General features: G+C 54.8%; 16 protein-coding genes and 1 other RNA gene. 7 read left to right on the top strand and 10 right to left on the bottom strand.

The window, feature by feature from the left end:
- Positions 1-21: 21 nt before the first annotated feature.
- The 4 genes from gcvT to AYI96_RS02860 form a co-directional block, all read right to left on the bottom strand.
- Positions 22-1,116 (bottom strand): glycine cleavage system aminomethyltransferase GcvT, encoded by a 1,095-nt coding sequence (gcvT, locus tag AYI96_RS02875; RefSeq protein ID WP_144360963.1) that lies wholly within the window; start codon positions 1,114-1,116, stop codon positions 22-24.
- A 250-nt stretch (positions 1,117-1,366) separates the two neighbouring features.
- Positions 1,367-2,578: an FAD-dependent monooxygenase gene (locus tag AYI96_RS02870; protein ID WP_039034558.1), complete on the bottom strand. Its 1,212-nt coding sequence runs from the start codon at positions 2,576-2,578 to the stop codon at positions 1,367-1,369.
- Positions 2,579-2,580: 2 nt separating this feature from the next.
- Positions 2,581-3,852, bottom strand: a complete 1,272-nt coding sequence (ubiH, locus tag AYI96_RS02865; RefSeq protein WP_144360962.1) for a 2-octaprenyl-6-methoxyphenyl hydroxylase — start codon at positions 3,850-3,852, stop codon at positions 2,581-2,583.
- Positions 3,853-3,919: 67 nt separating this feature from the next.
- Positions 3,920-4,501, bottom strand: a complete 582-nt coding sequence (locus tag AYI96_RS02860) for a UPF0149 family protein (protein WP_039034573.1) — start codon at positions 4,499-4,501, stop codon at positions 3,920-3,922.
- 273 nt (positions 4,502-4,774) lie between these two features.
- Here AYI96_RS02860 and zapA point away from each other — a divergent pair, with 273 nt between their 5' ends.
- The 5 genes from zapA (at position 4,775) to sodC (ending at position 7,211) form a co-directional block, all read left to right on the top strand.
- Positions 4,775-5,083 carry a cell division protein ZapA gene (gene zapA / locus AYI96_RS02855; protein ID WP_039034557.1) on the top strand — a complete coding sequence of 103 codons (309 nt, stop codon included), beginning with the start codon at positions 4,775-4,777 and terminating at the stop codon, positions 5,081-5,083.
- Positions 5,084-5,123: 40 nt separating this feature from the next.
- A non-coding RNA gene (gene ssrS / locus AYI96_RS02850) (6S RNA) lies at positions 5,124-5,304 on the top strand.
- A 7-nt stretch (positions 5,305-5,311) separates the two neighbouring features.
- Entirely contained in the window at positions 5,312-5,968 is a 657-nt protein-coding gene (locus tag AYI96_RS02845; protein ID WP_144360961.1) for a 5-formyltetrahydrofolate cyclo-ligase, read from the top strand.
- Positions 5,969-6,018: 50 nt separating this feature from the next.
- Positions 6,019-6,477 (top strand): hypothetical protein, encoded by a 459-nt coding sequence (locus tag AYI96_RS02840; protein WP_039034555.1) that lies wholly within the window; start codon positions 6,019-6,021, stop codon positions 6,475-6,477.
- 212 nt (positions 6,478-6,689) lie between these two features.
- Positions 6,690-7,211, top strand: coding sequence for a superoxide dismutase family protein (gene sodC / locus AYI96_RS02835; RefSeq protein ID WP_039034554.1), 522 nt, complete (start codon positions 6,690-6,692; stop codon positions 7,209-7,211).
- A 75-nt stretch (positions 7,212-7,286) separates the two neighbouring features.
- Here the strand turns inward: sodC and AYI96_RS02830 are convergent, their stop codons facing one another.
- A complete protein-coding gene (locus AYI96_RS02830; protein ID WP_039034553.1) occupies positions 7,287-8,240 on the bottom strand; it encodes a DUF808 domain-containing protein in 954 nt (317 codons plus the stop codon).
- Between the two features lie 289 nt (positions 8,241-8,529).
- Between AYI96_RS02830 and rpiA the strand changes: the two genes are divergently transcribed.
- Positions 8,530-9,186, top strand: a complete 657-nt coding sequence (rpiA, locus tag AYI96_RS02825) for a ribose-5-phosphate isomerase RpiA (protein WP_025008999.1) — start codon at positions 8,530-8,532, stop codon at positions 9,184-9,186.
- 94 nt (positions 9,187-9,280) lie between these two features.
- Here the strand turns inward: rpiA and AYI96_RS02820 are convergent, their stop codons facing one another.
- From AYI96_RS02820 to brnQ, 5 genes are all read right to left on the bottom strand, one after another.
- Complete coding sequence (locus tag AYI96_RS02820; RefSeq protein ID WP_039034552.1) at positions 9,281-9,595, bottom strand: cupin domain-containing protein; 315 nt, start codon at positions 9,593-9,595, stop codon at positions 9,281-9,283.
- Positions 9,596-9,694: 99 nt separating this feature from the next.
- Entirely contained in the window at positions 9,695-11,419 is a 1,725-nt protein-coding gene (recJ, locus tag AYI96_RS02815; protein WP_144360960.1) for a single-stranded-DNA-specific exonuclease RecJ, read from the bottom strand.
- A gap of 86 nt (positions 11,420-11,505) precedes the next feature.
- On the bottom strand, positions 11,506-12,234 hold the full coding sequence (gene dsbC / locus AYI96_RS02810) for a bifunctional protein-disulfide isomerase/oxidoreductase DsbC (protein ID WP_071475465.1): 729 nt from the start codon (positions 12,232-12,234) through the stop codon (positions 11,506-11,508).
- A gap of 199 nt (positions 12,235-12,433) precedes the next feature.
- Positions 12,434-13,378 (bottom strand): site-specific tyrosine recombinase XerD, encoded by a 945-nt coding sequence (gene xerD / locus AYI96_RS02805; protein WP_083399719.1) that lies wholly within the window; start codon positions 13,376-13,378, stop codon positions 12,434-12,436.
- A 143-nt stretch (positions 13,379-13,521) separates the two neighbouring features.
- Positions 13,522-14,931, bottom strand: coding sequence for a branched-chain amino acid transport system II carrier protein (brnQ, locus tag AYI96_RS02800; RefSeq protein WP_071475464.1), 1,410 nt, complete (start codon positions 14,929-14,931; stop codon positions 13,522-13,524).
- Between the two features lie 575 nt (positions 14,932-15,506).
- Between brnQ and AYI96_RS02795 the strand changes: the two genes are divergently transcribed.
- Entirely contained in the window at positions 15,507-16,238 is a 732-nt protein-coding gene (locus tag AYI96_RS02795; protein ID WP_144360959.1) for a tRNA1(Val) (adenine(37)-N6)-methyltransferase, read from the top strand.
- Positions 16,239-16,319 lie beyond the last annotated feature (81 nt).

Here is a 16,319-nt window from a genome sequence, read left to right as displayed (position 1 = left end):
TTCTTGTTCCTTTCCCGTGTTTTAGAATGCTTGTTTACCGTTACGCACAAAGCCTGGCGCCACTACTTTAACAGCGACGCGCTTCTTGCGCATTTCGACTTCGGCCGTATCCCCTATGGAGTTCGGTACCCGGGCCATCGCAATAGAATAGCCCAATGTCGGTGAGAATGTACCACTGGTGATCACGCCTTCCTGCTCTTGGCCGTTGGCGTCAGTGAAGAATACCGGCATGCCGTGGCGCAGCACGCCTTTTTGCTCCATCACCAAACCGATAAACTTGTCGGCTCCGGCCGCTTTGATGGCGGTCAGGGCTTCACGACCGATAAAATCACGGTCGCTCGGTTCCCAGGCTATGGTCCAGCCCATGTTGGCAGCCAATGGGTTAACGGTTTCGTCCATGTCCTGACCATAGAGGTTCATCCCGGCTTCCAGGCGCAGCGTATCGCGTGCGCCCAGGCCACATGGCTTAACACCGGCCTCAAGCAGCGCTTGCCACAAGGCTTCGGCTTCTTCTGCCGGCACGGTAATTTCGTAACCTTCTTCACCTGTATAGCCTGTGGTGGCCACAAACAGGTTGCCCGCCTGCACACCGAAGAAAGGCTTCATACCTTCAACGGCCGCGTTTTGCTCGGCAGTGAACACAGTAGCGGTTTTGGCCTTGGCGTTAGGGCCCTGCACGGCAATCATCGCCAGCTCAGGACGCTCGGTCACTGTGACATCATAGGGCTTGGACTGCTCGGCAATCCAGGCGAGATCTTTGTCGCGGGTGGCTGAGTTGACAACAACCCGGTAATGGGTGTCATCGAGATAATAAGTGATCAGATCGTCAATCACCCCGGCTTCATGGTTCAGCATGCCGCTGTACAGCGCCTTGCCGGAGACCTTGAGTTTGGCGATATCGTTGGCCAGCAGTTTACGCAGGAAGGCTTTGGCGTCGCTGCCGCTAACATCAACAACCGTCATATGGGAAACGTCGAACATACCGGCGTCCTGACGCACTGCGTGATGTTCTTCTATCTGCGAACCATAGTTGAGTGGCATCTCCCAACCATGAAAATCAACCATCTTGGCATTGGCTTCCAAGTGCTTGTTAAAGAGTACAGTTTTATTAGCCATTGTTATCCCTTCTAGTCGGGGCTTTACAGTGTCACCCAGGGGCAACACTGAGTTAAAATGCAGCGAAATTATACCCTGCGTCACAAATTTGTATATAAGTGATTTTTCTAATCCGAACTACAATAGATTAATTTTTCTCATGGTTTGCCTGTAATTTTTTTACAGCAAATCACAGCTTGAGTATAAAAAACGCCCAAAAGCGACTGTTTTTGGGCGTTTCCCTTCACATACGGCTAACCGAGGATGAAGATTATTCAGGACGGCACAGACGCGGCAGCTTGAATTTGTGTCCCATGGCCTGTTGCATGAACACAGTTTTCAGCCCAGCGACATTGTCCACCAAGTTGAGACCGAGATCGCGAATCGCCTTCTTCAGAGGATTACTGCCGGCAAACAGCCGCTTGAACCCCTCCATAGCGGCTATCATCTCCATCGCCTCTGCCTTGCGCCAGCGCTCAAGGGCGCGCAGCTCGCCATAGGCGCCGATATCCTTGCCTTCACCGTGCAATGCCGCCACGGTTTCCACTATGGCGCCGGCATCGAGGAAACCCAGGTTAACCCCCTGCCCCGCTAACGGATGTATGGTGTGCGCCGCATCGCCGGCCAGCAGCAAACGATGGCGGGCGAAATGGCGCGCGTAACGCATCCGCAGCGGAACACTCCGGCGTTCACTCTCCAGCTGACACAGGCCCAGGCGGCCATCGAAGGCGGCGGTCAGCGCCCGGGAGAAGGCCTCATCATCCAAAGCCAGTAAGGCTTCGGCCTTTTGCGGCGGCACCGACCAGACGATGGAACAGAGGTCGCTCTCATAAAGCGGCAGAAACGCCAGCGGGCCATCGGCACTGAACACCTGACGGGCACAGTCACCATGGGGCAATTGAGTGCGAATACTGGCGACTATGGCGTGATGGCCGTAATCCCAAAAAGTCAGTGGGATCTGGCACTGTTGACGAACCCAGGAGTTGGCGCCATCGGCAGCCACCACCAGGGCGGCACTGAGGTTATCGCCGTTATCCAGCGTCAGCCAGGCTTCACGCTCACCAAAGGCGATACGCTCAAGCCGGGTATGTTCCAGCAGCGTCAGCTGTTCCAGCTCTGCGGCCCGCTGGGCCAGGGCGTAGTGAATGGCATCGTTTTCGATTATGGTGCCAAGGGAAGTCTCACACTGGCTCTGAGCATCAAACTGAATGCGCCCCATGCCGTCTTTTTCCCAGACATCCATCTTACTGTATGGCCCGAGGCGGGACTTATCCAGATAGGCCCAGGCCCCCAAGTGTTCGAGCAGCGCCTGGCTGGCCTTATTGATGGCACTGACCCTCAGGCGCGGCGCGCCCTCGACCGGCGCAGCACCGGCGGCATCTATCACCACCACCTTGAGCCCGGCCTGTTCCAGACCGCAGGCCGTTGCCAGTCCCACCATACCGCCGCCAACCACGGCCACATCATAGCTTTGGAAATTCATCGTCACTGACTCCTGGAAAACAAACAAGCAGCCGATTGCCTGTGCCACCCCATGGCTCTGTGGGCCACCGGGGTCTTGAGAGGTGGACACCAGGAGAGGATCCTGAGTCCCAAATTACGTCCGGCCACCAGCGGCCAGTAGTTGTTGGAAAAACCGCGCACCAGAAACTCGATATTGTTGATGGTCTGGCGTCTGTCCTGCTCACGGGCAGCATGATAGGCATGCAGCACCAGGGCTGCGCCTGGGTCAGCGCCTTCGGCCAATACCGGCTCCAGCGTTTCCAGCACAGTGACCAGATCCCTGAGCCCCAGATTAAAGCCCTGCCCGGCTATCGGGTGCAGAGTCTGGGCGGCATTGCCCAAATAAAGCGTGCGGTGATAGATGGGCCTTGGCATGTAAGAGAGGCTCAGTGGGTAACGGTGACGCTCACCCACGGCCACAAAACGCCCGGCTCGATAGCCGAAGGCCTGTTGCAGCTGCTGCAAAAACTCGGCCTGCGGCAAAGCCTGCACCCGCTCGGCCTCTTCATGGGGCAAGGCCCACACCAGGGAGAGCCGGGCCTGGCCGTCGCTGTCACCCATAGGCAGCAGTGCCAGCGGGCCGTGCTCGGTGAAGCGTTCCCAGGCCATGCCATTATGAGGCTTGTCGGTAGCAATATTGGCGATAACCGCGCTCTGGCCAAACTCAAACTGCTGCAACGCCTGTTGCTGCTGGGCACGCACCGAGGAGTTAACCCCATCTGCCGCCAACAATAAACGGCAGGAAAGCCGCTGACCGTTACTGAGGGTCAAACTATGGCCCGCAGCCGAAGTTTGCAGCTTCTCGAGACGCGCCGGGCAATAAAGCTGGATATCACTGTTGCCGATGGCGCTAAACAGCCTCTGGCCGACCCGCTCGAGTTCCACCACCTGGCCGAGGGAGTCCAGCGCAAACTGCTCGGCATTGAGCTCTGTCATGCCGAAATGGCCGCGATCCGAGACATGAATATCGGTTATCGCCGTGCCTAGGTCTGCCAGCAAAGGCCAGATGCCGAGGCGCTTGAGTTCAAACACTGAGCCATTGGCTATGGCGATGGAGCGGGCATCGAAACCAGGATGTTGCTTGGCGGGATCGAAGGCCTCGATAACGGCAATTTTCAGCGGACGGGAGAGTTTCCTGGCCAGGGAGGCCAGCCCCAATGCCAGGGTGGCACCGGCCATGGCACCACCGACAATGGCGATATCCAGCTCAGTGCACTCCTGACTCACAGCTTGGGCGTCAACTTGCGGGTTCATCTTTCCTCTACTCAGGCACGCTCAATGGGTGCCGTCACAGAAAATGACAGGGCGAACGGGCGCCCTGTCAATGCAGCGTATTATTGTCTGGTGTTTCGGCGTCGAGATCAGGCAACTCGGGGCCGAACTCTGAATAGCAGAGAATGGCGGCCATCCGAACAAACTCCAGCAGCTCGAGATATGCACTTTCAGATTCGTCATCGTCGGCAACATCGAACTCTACCTGGGCAATTTCTGCCAGATCTTTGATCACTTCACGGACATCTTCCGACGCCTGATTCAAACCCGGTTGAATAATGGCGATACCGGTGAGGAAGCTCTGGGTCCAGAGCGAGAGCGCCTCTACCCGCACAGTCAGAGGTTCTTCCTCTTCCGGCAGCAGCAGGGTGAAGCCAAAGTCGGGATCCTGCAGTCGATTGACTGTGTCACCAAAAAGTTCGGTTATCAGTTGTGTCAGTTCGTCGGGCAGTCGCTGGCCGTCGTTCATCAGCTCGAGCAAGGGCTGATACCAGGCCTGCTCCTGCTGTGACACGCCGCCACAAATCAGGCCCACCAAGGCGCCATGCACTTCAACCGGATGCTGACCTATGTCGGCGTTGTCGAGCGCACTGCGCAGGCTTTCGATACGTAATGAGGGTGGGGTTGCCATAAAGCTGTCCAAGTATTGAATTTACCCCCGTCATGCTAGCAGAGTTAGGGATGGCGACCAAGACTGGAATCTTACCCAAGCTGCGAGCCAGGTCGTGCATTTGGCAATGCATCCAGGCTTCGCCGTTTATCTCCTGCTCTCCTGCCGGGATTTTGTGCCAGGGAAGCTCATAGAAACAGCATCCGATGCAACAAAGCGGCGCTTGTCTTGCACTTTAACGCTGAGCTAGATATATTCCGCCACAGAGCCAAAGAAAAGGATCCCGTGCGGAAGATGAGTAACAGTGCCATAGATATCACCCTGTTGGGGCGCACCTACTCCATCGCCTGTCCCCCGGGTCAGGAACAGGCACTGCAAGCGGTGGCGCAGAAATTGGAGCTGCAACTGGGCAAGATAAAGGCCCGCACCAACGCCATCAGCCGCGAGGAAATGGCTTTGATGGCCGCACTCAACATAGGCTATGAGCTCTATGAAGAGCAGCGGAAGAATCAAGATTATATGAGCCAAATGGATGATAGGATCCGTTTGCTGCAATCCACTCTTGAGCACGCATTGGTTGAGCGAAGCGCAAGAGAGGATTAAACTGAAATAGCACGAACCCTCACAGGTTCGACCCAGAATTTGCTCCCTGGGGTGTGCGACAGCTGGTAATGTCCCTGTGCCGATATTTTTAATCTCAGGGTGAATGTTTTACTGACATTGTGCATGCTCGGCGCGAACCGAGAAGCCTTAGGAGGTAATCATTTACCCGCCTTGAACCTACGGTTCAAGGGCTACACCGGCATCGACATTCTGGGGAGCATCCTCTTTATGACCTACACAGACTCAAGCAGCCAAACCCGTGATGGGCGTTGCAAGACGCTCAGGCAGGCTATTCGCCATGCCCGCAGGGCCATCCCCGAAGCCGAGCAGCATGTTGCCGCCCTCAAGGGCTGTGAGCAGTTTCTAACCTTGCTCGATGAACTGAGCGCCCAGGGCAGAGCCATCAAGACAGTCGCCCTCTACTTTAGCTGTGACGGCGAGCTGGACACAGCTCCCCTTATCGAAGCGCTATGGCAACGGGGAATCACCACCTGTCTGCCGATCATTCATCCCTTTGCCCCGGGGCGTTTACTGTTTCTGCGTTATCAACTCTCCAGTGAACTGCACGCCAACCGTTTTGGTATCCCCGAGCCCAGGCTGGATATCCGCACTCTGGTGCCCTTGGCTGAACTGGATCTCATCCTCACGCCATTGGTGGCCTTCGACGCCCAGGGCAACCGTATGGGCATGGGCGGCGGCTTCTACGACAGAACACTGGCCGCGGCGCAGCAAGGCGACAGAACTGTGCCATTACTGGCAGTCGGCTTTGCCCATACCCTGCAGTTGGTGGACTCCCTGCCCCTCGCCCCCTGGGATATCCCGCTGCCCTTTATCGTTACCCCGGACAAGCTGCATAGCTTCAACACTTTGACGGCTGAGTCTTGACCCGAAAAAATGGTATAACGTCAGCCTGAGAAGTCGCGGAGTAAGCAAATATGGCACGTCAGTATCGCAGCCTTGATAAACCAGACAGTGCCCAGCGGGCCAAGGTTAAGCAGCAGATGCAGCGGGAAACCTATCAAAATATGCGCCGGCAACAGTCACAACCCAAGGCGCTGCTCGGCGCCTTGCTGGGTGCCATTCTTGCTGTGTGGCTGTTTCTATTTATGGCCAGCAGCAACAGCACTCTGGTTTGGCTGTATATGCTGCCGGCGGTGGCTGTGGGCCTGGGGGCCAGATGGCTGGGGAAGTGTTTCGAGTGGCAGCTTTTGCTGCCGGTTCCACTGATTACGCTACTGCTTTATAGCCTGGCACTCTGGTTGTTACTGCGCTTTCATGCCTCGGATCTCCTGATAGTGCCGCTTTGCTGTGGTATCAGCCTTTACTGCGCCCGCCGTTCACTGACTTCCATGGAGCAAAGCGCCCTGTGGCAGGCGAAGCTGGAGCAACACTGAGACCTGGCTCCTGGCGGTTATTGCTGTTACTGAATATCTTGGCAAATCCTCCTATGGCGTTGGCTTGAATCTCAGGGCAGGTTAATAACGTCCGCCCTGCTGGCACTCTGTCCAAACGACTTCTATGCTGAAAGCCATATATGCAGCTCATTATCATGCCGCCGAGTCGGCCTTGTCGTTTTTGGAATTCCACTCAAAGGAGAGAACAAGCGATGAAAAAGTCCATCCTGATCCCGGGTTGTTTATCACTGGTGTTTGCCGCATCACAACTGGCCGCCGAAGAGGTCAGCATCTCATTACTGTCGGCAGGTGGCCCAAGCCCCATAGGCAGCATCAGTCTGAGTGATTCTGCCTACGGCCTGGTGTTAACCCCCAATCTTAAGCAACTCACACCCGGCGTTCACGGCTTCCATGTGCATCAAAATGGCAGTTGTGACACCAGCAGCAAAGACGGCAAGACGGTATTGGGCGGTGCGGCCGGAGGTCACTTCGACCCTGATGGCAGCGGCAAGCACGGTTATCCCTGGACAGATGACAATCACAAGGGCGATCTGCCACCGCTCTATGTCGATGCTGACGGCATGGCTTCCACACCTGTGTTGGCACCAAGGTTGAAACTGGCCGACGTCAAGGGCAAAGCGCTGATGATCCACATGGGAGGCGATAACCATTCAGATCACCCGGCACCACTGGGCGGCGGTGGCGCCCGCATGGCCTGTGGCGTGATTAACTGAGCCACACCTAACACAAAAACGCGGCTCTTGAGCCGCGTTTTTTATTACAATTCCGGAACCTATAGCTTGGCTTTTTTAGTGGCTTTCGCCCTTGCCTCTTAAACGCGCCACCATACTCATCAAGGCCACGGCGATAGCACCGGCCAAAATGCCGAACAGGGCGTTGAGCAAGGTAGGTGTCAGCGCTGCCAGCACAGGGCCGGCCACAGCCAGAGAGCCTACCCAGTTGGCAACATGGGTTATCTGCTCACTGACCCAATGCAGGCCATGAGTGAGAATACCGCCCCCCACCATAAACATGGCAGCGGTACCTACTATGGTGAGCAGCTTCATCAGCTTGGGCGCGGCGCTGACCAGCACAAGTCCCAGGCGTCTGAGGTTATGGGCCCAAAAACCTTCGCCTCTACGCCTTGAGAGATACAGCCCGGCGTCATCCAGCTTAACGATACCGGCCACCAAGCCATAGACCCCGATAGTCATGACCACGGCAATGATAGACAGAGTGGCCAACTGGGTCATAAAGGCTTTTTCCGCCACAATCCCTAAGGTGATGGCGATGATTTCCGCCGATAACACAAAGTCGGTACGTATCGCCCCTTTGACTTTCTGTGCCTCCCAGGCGCGAATATCCTCGACCTCTTTCATGGCAGCTTCGATGACGGCTTCATCGTCTGCTTCGGCAGAAGCCTTGCTATGGCTGGCCTTGTGCCAGAGTTTTTCAAAGCCTTCAAAACAGAGAAACAAACCACCGAACATCAATAGCGGTGTAACGGCCCAGGGTATAAAGGCGCTGATCAGCAGGGCTGCCGGCACCAGAATAAGTTTGTTGCGAAAAGAGCCCTTGGCAACGGCCCATACCACAGGCAGCTCCCGATCGGCGCTGATCCCTGTTACCTGCTGCGCATTAAGCGCCAGATCATCTCCCAACACCCCGGCGGTTTTCTTGGCGGCAACCTTACTCATTACCGCCACATCATCCAGGATGGTGGCAATATCATCCAACAGAGTCAGTAGACTCGCTCCAGCCATTTAAATCTCCTTAAACCAGGTCAATTTTGCGCTCTTAATAGGTTCGGTGTGCAACATATTCAAGTGGCACCAGTGCACTTTTTCAGCGCAGTACTGCCACATCAGCCTGGCCGTTCCCCCGCCGGCTATGGTAGCGCATGGGCGCATGCCACCACAGTAAAAAATGCTTAACCTATGTTGTTCTTCAAGAACTATTCTTCAGGACAAGATTGAGCGGCACTTTTCACTACAACTCGGAGTATACTAGGGCAAGTTCAAGTGAATTTGTCAGAATCAACAGGATGGCATTATGACCCAAGATGAAATGAAGAAAGCGGCCGGTTGGGCGGCGCTGGAATATGTCGAGAAAGACAGCATAGTTGGCGTAGGCACCGGCTCTACCGTCAACCACTTTATCGATGCTCTGGCTACGATAAAGGCCGATATTGAAGGCGCGGTTTCCAGCTCTGAAGCCTCCACCGCCAAACTCAAACAGTTGGGGATCCCTGTGTTTGATCTCAATTCAGTAGATAAGCTGTCTGTCTATGTCGATGGCGCCGATGAAATCAACGGCCACATGGACATGATCAAGGGTGGCGGCGCCGCGCTGACCCGGGAAAAGATAGTTGCAGCCGTGGCCGACAAGTTTATCTGTATCGTTGATAACACCAAGCAAGTCGATGTGCTGGGCAACTTCCCGCTGCCGGTAGAAGTGATCCCCATGGCCCGCTCCTACGTAGCCCGTGAGCTGGTTAAACTGGGTGGCGATCCTGTCTATCGTGAAGGTGTGGTAACAGATAACGGCAACGTCATTCTGGATGTCTATAACCTGAAGATACTGAATCCCAAAGAGCTGGAAGTGCAGATTAATGCCATAGTGGGCGTAGTGACCAATGGTCTGTTCGCCAACCGTGGCGCCGATGTGCTCCTGGTGGGCACCCCAGAAGGGGTTAAAACCATCAAGTAAGCCCTAAGCTTAAATGCCAAAAGCCGCCAGCAGGCGGCTTTTTTGTGAAAATATGAGCGAATTGCAGGGCAAGAGCAAAGCAAGAACAGTCGGCTCAGGAGTAAAAAATAGCCAACCAGACAGTAGTTTGCTCCTCGGCGGTCCAACTGACTCTGTGGCGCACATGAGCGGGGATATTGAGCCAGTCCCCCGGGTTCAGGCTCACTTCTGAACCATCTTCATACTGCAGCCGGGCGGCGCCTTGCAGCAACAATACCCATTCATGCTGTGCTTGATCGTACCATTGCCCTTCGGGCGTTACCTGACCGTGGGACAGAATGCGCTCAATTTTAAGATCCGGCGTGGCCAAGAGCGCGTCAAACTGCTCGGCATCAAGCTGCTTGGGTAAGTTGGCAAACAGATTGTTCATCTTGCTCTCCTGCGACATATGAGCCGTTACTCAGCCTATCTCTATCTTAAATAGACTCCCGGTGTGCACTTGGTTTTACTGCCTGTTTTACTGCTTGTTTTACAGGGGCTCCAGCTGCTCAACCAGCAACTGCAGGTTACTGTTGCCGCGAAACTCGTTCACATCCAGCTTATACAGCAGGCGCACATGATTGATGCTGGCATCGGGCCAGGTCTTGAGATCCACATTAAAGGCGATGGCATCGGCCATGATCCGGCCGCACTCAGTCTCCAGCACCAGTTTAAGATGTTTCTCTGCCACCAGTCTCTGCTGCAGAATTCTGAAATGGCCATCAAATAGCGGCTCGGGGAAGGCCTGGCCCCAGGGACCGGCATCTCTGAGCAGCTGCGCCGTATCCAAGGTAAAACATTCAAGCGGCAATTCACCGTCGGAGAACAGCTCGCCATTGAGATCTTCCAGGGTCAGCAGCTCACGGACACAGGTGTCAAAGGCCTCGGCAAACTGCTCGAAGGCATCCTTACGCAACGAAAGCCCGGCGGCCATGGCATGACCACCGAACTTGAGGATCATCCCGGGATGACGGGCATTGATAAGCTCCAGCAGATCGCGCATATGCAGCCCCTTGATGGAGCGGGCCGAACCCTTGATTTCAGTGTCGCTGGCTTCGGCAAAGGCGATTACCGGGCGGTGGAACCTGTCTTTGATCCGGGAAGCCAGAATACCTATCACCCCCTGATGCCAGTCCGGCTGATAAAGGGCGATGCCCCAGGGCTGTTCACTCTCTTTGAGCTTCAGCGCCTCCAGGCGCTTCATCGCTTCTTGCTGCATGCCGGTTTCCAGCTCGCGGCGCTCGGCGTTGAGGCCATCAAGCTCGGCCGCCATTCTTCTCGCCTTGAGCATGTCATCGCACAAGAGAGTTTCAACCCCGAGCGCCATTTCATCCAGCCTTCCGGCGGCATTGAGTCTGGGGCCAACCGCAAAGCCGAAATCGGCGGCCACCAAACGCGCCGGATTGCGGCGGGCCACTTCCAGCAAGGCGGTGATCCCCGGGCGACAGGCGCCGTTTCGCACCCGTTTGATACCCGCGTCCACCAGAATACGGTTGTTGGCATCGAGCGACACCACATCGGCCACAGTGCCCAAGGCCACCAAGTCCAGCAATACGCTCAAGTTGGGCTCGGCCAAGGCATGATTAACAAACCAGTGACGTTTTCTCAGCTCGGCCCGCAGTGCCAACATCAGATAGAAAGCCACCCCGACCCCGGCAATCGACTTGGAAGCGAAGCTGCAACCGGGTTGGTTGGGGTTAATAATGGCATCGGCCTCGGGTAATTCATTGCCCGGCAAATGGTGATCTGTGATGACAACCGTCATCCCCAGCGCCTTGGCGGCCCTGACGCCTTCGATGGAGGAAATACCGTTATCGACAGTGATCAGCAACTCGGCGCCCTTGCCGTGCGCCACCGCCACTATTTCAGGGCTGAGGCCATAACCATAATCGAAACGATTGGGGATCAGATAATCACAGTTTTCCATTCCCATCATTCTGAGCGCCAACAGACACACACTGGTGGAGGTGGCGCCATCGGCATCGAAATCACCCATGATCAGAATACGGCGGTTGGCGGCGATGGCATCGGCCACCAGCTCGGCCCCTTGCTGCAAGCCCAGCATGGTATCCGGCCTGAGCAGACGCTTGAGCACCAGTTCGCACTCGGGAGCCTGAACGCCGCGACTGGCGTAAATCTGTTTTAAAAGCGGGTGCAAATTAGCGGGTAAATGGCTGTCGTCCACCCTGGGACGACGGACGATTTTGTGGATCACTGTGGGTTATTCTTGAAAATGGCTTTGGCGGGCAAGATAACAAAAAGGCGAGTGGGTTGCTCGCCTTTTTGAATGGGATTTTTCGATTACTGCTGAGCACGCTCAAGATTATACAACAACTCTTTCGGTGGCTGATAACCCGGGATCAGGCTGCCATCTTCGAGGATAACCGCCGGAGTACCATTGATGCCGAAACTCATCCCCAGTTGATACTGCCCAGGAATATTGGCATCGCACTTGGCCATTTTGATACTCTTGCCGGCCTTGGCGTCATCCATGGCCTTGTGAGGGTCCTTGGCACACCAAACCGCTTCCATCTCCTCGGCGTTGGGTGAAGGCACGCCCTGACGGGGATAGGCCAGATAGCGCACTGTTATCCCCAAATCGTTGTATTCCTGCATCTGGTTATGCAGCTTACGGCAATAACCACAGGTGATATCGGTAAAGACAGTCACCACATGCTTTTCGTTCTTGGCCTTGTAGACCAGCATCTTGTCTTCAAATGGCTTGAGCATCTCAAGTCTTGGGCCTGCAAGCGCCGCCTCGGTGAGGTTTTTCATCCCTTGATTCAGATCATAAACATTGCCATGCAGCAGCTTGGAACCATCTTTGCTGATATAGAGTACGCCACGGTTGGTGATTGCCTGATACAGGCCTGGGATAGGTGAATCTGCCATAGAGATCACTTCAATACCCAAGGTGTCACTGAGCTTTTGCTTCAGTTGATCATCCGGCTCGGAAGCCGCTGAGGCAGCACCGACAAAGGGGGTAACCGCCAGCGCCAGACACAGGGAAAATGCACGGGTTAACTTCATTGGAAATCCTATCTTATTTGGGCCTGATTGGGTTTTATCGTCTTTCATCAGACCGGGCCAGAGGCTGAAAAGTTACAGGCTGTTGTCAGTTAAAGCAACTAATACCATCTTATACAAGAGCTTGCTCCCATCAAACCCCTCTCGGCCATTAGCGTTAAAGCCAAGTAAGTGAATAGCTTGCTGATAGGGGGGAACCTGTTCAACCTCTTGGATGATGCTGTTGATGCAGCGACTGCAACCTGGCATTGGCCACATGGGTATAGATTTGGGTGGTGGACAAGGAGCTGTGCCCCAGCAGCAACTGCACTACCCGCAAGTCAGCGCCATGGTTAAGCAAATGGGTGGCAAAGGCATGCCTCAGGGTATGGGGCGACAACTCAGTACTGATACCAGCCCGCAACGCATAAAGCTTGATCCTGTGCCAAAAGGTCTGGCGGGTCATCATCTGGGCGCGCTTGGAGGGAAACACCACATCACTCTGTTTACCGCCGAGCAGCTCGGCGCGCGCCAACTTGAGGAAGGACTCTATTTCACTGACGGCCACCTCGCCCATGGGCACCAGACGCTCCTTGCCGCCTTTCCCCGTGATCCGTACCAGCCCCTGACGCAGACTCACCTGCTCCAGCGTCAACCCCACCAGCTCACTGACCCTGAGCCCGGTGGCGTATAACAGCTCCAGCATCGCCTTGTCTCTGGCTTCGACCGGATCTTCCCGTATGGGCTCAGCCAACAAGGCATCCACCTCGGCCTCGCTAAGACTGCCGGGCAGTTTGCGCTTGAGCTTGGTGGAGGCGATACGCGCCATAGGATCTTCCGTTATCAGTTGCCGACGCAGCAAAAAACCATAAAAGCGCCGCAAGCTGCTCTTCAACCTGGCGCTGCTGCTCTCGGCTCCCCCTTTATCGAATCGAAAACCGAGATAATCCTGCACCACTTCGCGCCCGGCACTACTGAGCGTCAGCCCTCTTCCCTGCAGGTACTGATCAAAATGGCGCAAATCATTGCGATAGGCAGCCAGTGTGTTGTCGCTCAACCCCTTACTGGACCATAAATCATCGAGAAAACCTTCAATCAAGGGATCCTGGACATAAGCGGATGAAGAAGTCGCGGCCACAAACAATACTCCAATAAAAAACGGCGTCATCAAGGATAACGCCGTCTCGAAATAGACTCCAGCCACTCAGAGCTCTTGCAAAGGACTTAAGGTTAGTTGCTGCGAACTATGCCTTACATCAGCCCGGTAAGCCAATGCAGAGCATAGATGCAACTTGCGAGTGAATACCTTCCTCAGGTCGTTTGCGCGGCCTTAGGGCTGACAAACAGACAGATAATCATCACTGTCAGAGTTGGCGGTAGCCAGGCCATGCCCTCTTCGTAAAGCGGCAAGGTAGACATCACAGGGGCCAGGCTTTCCACCCCTGAAACAAATGCCAACAGCAAACCATTGGGTTCGGCAACTTCAGTCAACGGCTTGAGTGAAGCCACAGTCACCTTAAGCGCATCAAAAATCCCGAAGAACAAGGCCACCGACAGCGCCAATCTGTGGGCAAATTTCGGATTGCGGAAATACGGTGTCAGGAAGGTCACCAACACCAAAGCAATAGCCACTGGGTAGATGGTCATCAACACGGGGATACTGATAGCCAGCAGTTGGGTTAGACCTACGTTGGCTACCACGGCACAGATCACGCTGAACAGCACCACCAGGAAGCGATAAGTGGCACCCGGGATCAACTCCTGAAAAAAGTCAGAGCAGGCACTCACCAAGCCTACGGCCGTGGTCAAACAGGCAAGAGTCACCACTGTGGACAGCAGGATAATCCCCATATCACCGAACTCATGAGTCACATAATTGGTGAGGATCTGACCACCGCTCTCTGCGCCCTTGGCCATATCGCCGGCAGTTGCCCCAAGGAAAAACAGTGACACATACACAAATGCCAGCCCGGCAGCGGCCACCAAGGCAGCACGCACCAGATAGCGGGTCTGTAAGCCTGGCTCAGACACCCCTTTGTTACGCAAAATATCGATAATCAGCATACCGAACATCAAGGACGCCAGGGTGTCCATGGTGTTATAACCTTCGATAATGCCTTTGGTCAGCGGATGCTTGATATAGTCGCCGCTGGCGGCCGGTACCTCACTGCCGGGCAGCAAGATCACCGAGACCGCCAGTCCTACCAGCAGCAGAATCAGCACAGGAGTCAACACCTTGCCTATGCTATCCATCAGCTTGCCTGGAAACAGTGCCAGCAGCATAGTCACAATAAAAAATCCCAGGGTATAAAATAGTTGCGGCTTATTCAGTTCAAGTCCAAGGATATTGACTACCGATGCTGGGTCTTGAATGAAAGGCAGCGCACCAATCTCATAGGCCACCAGGCCGGTACGAGGCGCCGCGAAGGCTGGGCCAATAATGATATAAATTGCCACCGCCAGAGCTGTCGCGGCAAAGGCCGGCAACAGCTTCATCACCTTGCCCTGCGCCTTGGCGACAGCTATCAAGCCAGCCAGCGGTAACCCCACGGCGGTAATCAAAAAGCCAATCATGGCCAGTGGCATATTGTCGCCGGCCAGTTGTCCGGCAAAAGGAGGAAAAATCAGGTTGCCCGCCCCCAGGAAAAACGCAAAGGTCATGAATCCCAGGCCCAGGGTGTCACCAAGTGTCAATTGAGTCTTGTGCACTGTATGCCCCATCTTGTTATGTTTTTTTAATAAACTTAAGTGATTGCGACATTTTTAGCTATAGCTGAAATAACAGCCGCCGCGCTCGCCCTATTCGAGTGTAAAGCCTTTATTACAGGCATCCGTGGTAAATTCGGCCCATTCTTGGCGAGTTTATGAACAAATGGCAGGGGTTTTCGCTGCTTTGCTTATCCTAAAACTGTTTTACCTTGATCTAATTCGCAGAATGCTGCGAATTAAGGGGAAACACTAATACCAGACCCAACCAAAGTACGCAATAACACGCCCCAACAGCCGACCAAAAACACAACAGATGCAAATCTCAGGATGAAAAAAAGTTGTTCAAGGTCACACCCCGCCCCAAACGAGGCAACAGACATAGCATTTTGCAAACATTTACTGGCGGCCCAACCTCCCTGCTGGTACGACCTTTAACACTCGCCCGACATCACTAACCTAAAGTGAGCAGCATCCCCTGCCAAAGTATGAACTCCAGCGAAACAAAGCTATGGCAAAGCCTTGGCGAATCACGACTCTTTCGGGATAAAATCACCGCCAAGCATTTTGCTTGAGAGGTTGGGCAGTTAATGGCATTCAGTTTCAAGGCATTTCATATCGAAGATCACGGCTGCGGTATGCCGGTCAGCACCGATGGGGTACTCTTGGGCGCCTGGGCGCCCTTAACCGGGGCCAAACGAGTATTGGATATAGGGGCCGGCAGCGGCTTGCTGAGTCTGATGGCGGCGCAGCGCAGTGAGGCCGAAATACTGGCGGTTGAGATCGACCACAGCGCAGCCCATGCCAGCAATGCCAACTTCAAGGCTTCACCCTGGTCGAGCAGACTCGCTCTGTTTCAAGGCTCAATTCAGGCCTATTGCGATGAACTTGCCTTGGCAGACTCAGCGCTGTTCGACCATATTCTCTGTAACCCGCCCTATTTCGAAACCGGCCCGCGCTCCAATGACCCCAAACGGGCCACAGCGAGACATACGGAGCAACTGAACTTTGACGAACTGTGTCTGGCGATAAAGCAGTTGTTAAAACCACAGGGGCAGGCGAGTCTTATTCTGCCAATCCAGAGCCTAGAGAGATTTGAGCGCGCCGCAATTGAGCAAGGTTTGCAACTGGCCGCACGGGTCAGTGTCAGCAGCACGCCTCAAAAGCCCTGTAACCGACAGTTGTTACTGCTTGAGCATGTCAAGGAAGGCGAAGCGGTTACCGAGCCAAAAGCCCATTCTTCCCTTTATATAAGAGAAGCTGACGGCCGTTATTCAGAGGCCATGATACGATTGACCCGGGATTTTTACCTGAAACTTTAAACCATTGCTTACAGTAAAGGACTTGGGCATTCGTTGCCAACCAAACCCGGGATCCAAGCCGTTAAGCCGCCACAGACCACA

The organism is Shewanella sp. MSW (genome assembly GCF_007636515.1).
GTDB classification, from domain to species: Bacteria; Pseudomonadota; Gammaproteobacteria; order Enterobacterales; family Shewanellaceae; genus Shewanella; species Shewanella indica.
Note: the sequence above shows the minus strand (reverse complement) of the source record. Positions and strands in the feature narration are given on the sequence as shown.

Excerpts from the sequence above, each read along its gene's own strand:
- xerD (WP_083399719.1), bottom strand. The coding sequence starts at position 13,378 with ATGACGCCGTTTTTTATTGGAGTATTGTTTGTGGCCGCGACTTCTTCA.
- rpiA (WP_025008999.1), top strand. The coding sequence starts at position 8,530 with ATGACCCAAGATGAAATGAAGAAAGCGGCCGGTTGGGCGGCGCTGGAA.
- AYI96_RS02830 (WP_039034553.1), bottom strand. The coding sequence starts at position 8,240 with ATGGCTGGAGCGAGTCTACTGACTCTGTTGGATGATATTGCCACCATC.
- AYI96_RS02795 (WP_144360959.1), top strand. The coding sequence starts at position 15,507 with ATGGCATTCAGTTTCAAGGCATTTCATATCGAAGATCACGGCTGCGGT.
- AYI96_RS02870 (WP_039034558.1), bottom strand. The coding sequence starts at position 2,578 with ATGAATTTCCAAAGCTATGATGTGGCCGTGGTTGGCGGCGGTATGGTG.
- dsbC (WP_071475465.1), bottom strand. The coding sequence starts at position 12,234 with ATGAAGTTAACCCGTGCATTTTCCCTGTGTCTGGCGCTGGCGGTTACC.
- ubiH (WP_144360962.1), bottom strand. The coding sequence starts at position 3,852 with ATGAACCCGCAAGTTGACGCCCAAGCTGTGAGTCAGGAGTGCACTGAG.
- gcvT (WP_144360963.1), bottom strand. The coding sequence starts at position 1,116 with ATGGCTAATAAAACTGTACTCTTTAACAAGCACTTGGAAGCCAATGCC.
- AYI96_RS02840 (WP_039034555.1), top strand. The coding sequence starts at position 6,019 with ATGGCACGTCAGTATCGCAGCCTTGATAAACCAGACAGTGCCCAGCGG.
- AYI96_RS02820 (WP_039034552.1), bottom strand. The coding sequence starts at position 9,595 with ATGAACAATCTGTTTGCCAACTTACCCAAGCAGCTTGATGCCGAGCAG.
- sodC (WP_039034554.1), top strand. The coding sequence starts at position 6,690 with ATGAAAAAGTCCATCCTGATCCCGGGTTGTTTATCACTGGTGTTTGCC.
- AYI96_RS02860 (WP_039034573.1), bottom strand. The coding sequence starts at position 4,501 with ATGGCAACCCCACCCTCATTACGTATCGAAAGCCTGCGCAGTGCGCTC.
- brnQ (WP_071475464.1), bottom strand. The coding sequence starts at position 14,931 with ATGGGGCATACAGTGCACAAGACTCAATTGACACTTGGTGACACCCTG.
- AYI96_RS02845 (WP_144360961.1), top strand. The coding sequence starts at position 5,312 with ATGACCTACACAGACTCAAGCAGCCAAACCCGTGATGGGCGTTGCAAG.
- zapA (WP_039034557.1), top strand. The coding sequence starts at position 4,775 with ATGAGTAACAGTGCCATAGATATCACCCTGTTGGGGCGCACCTACTCC.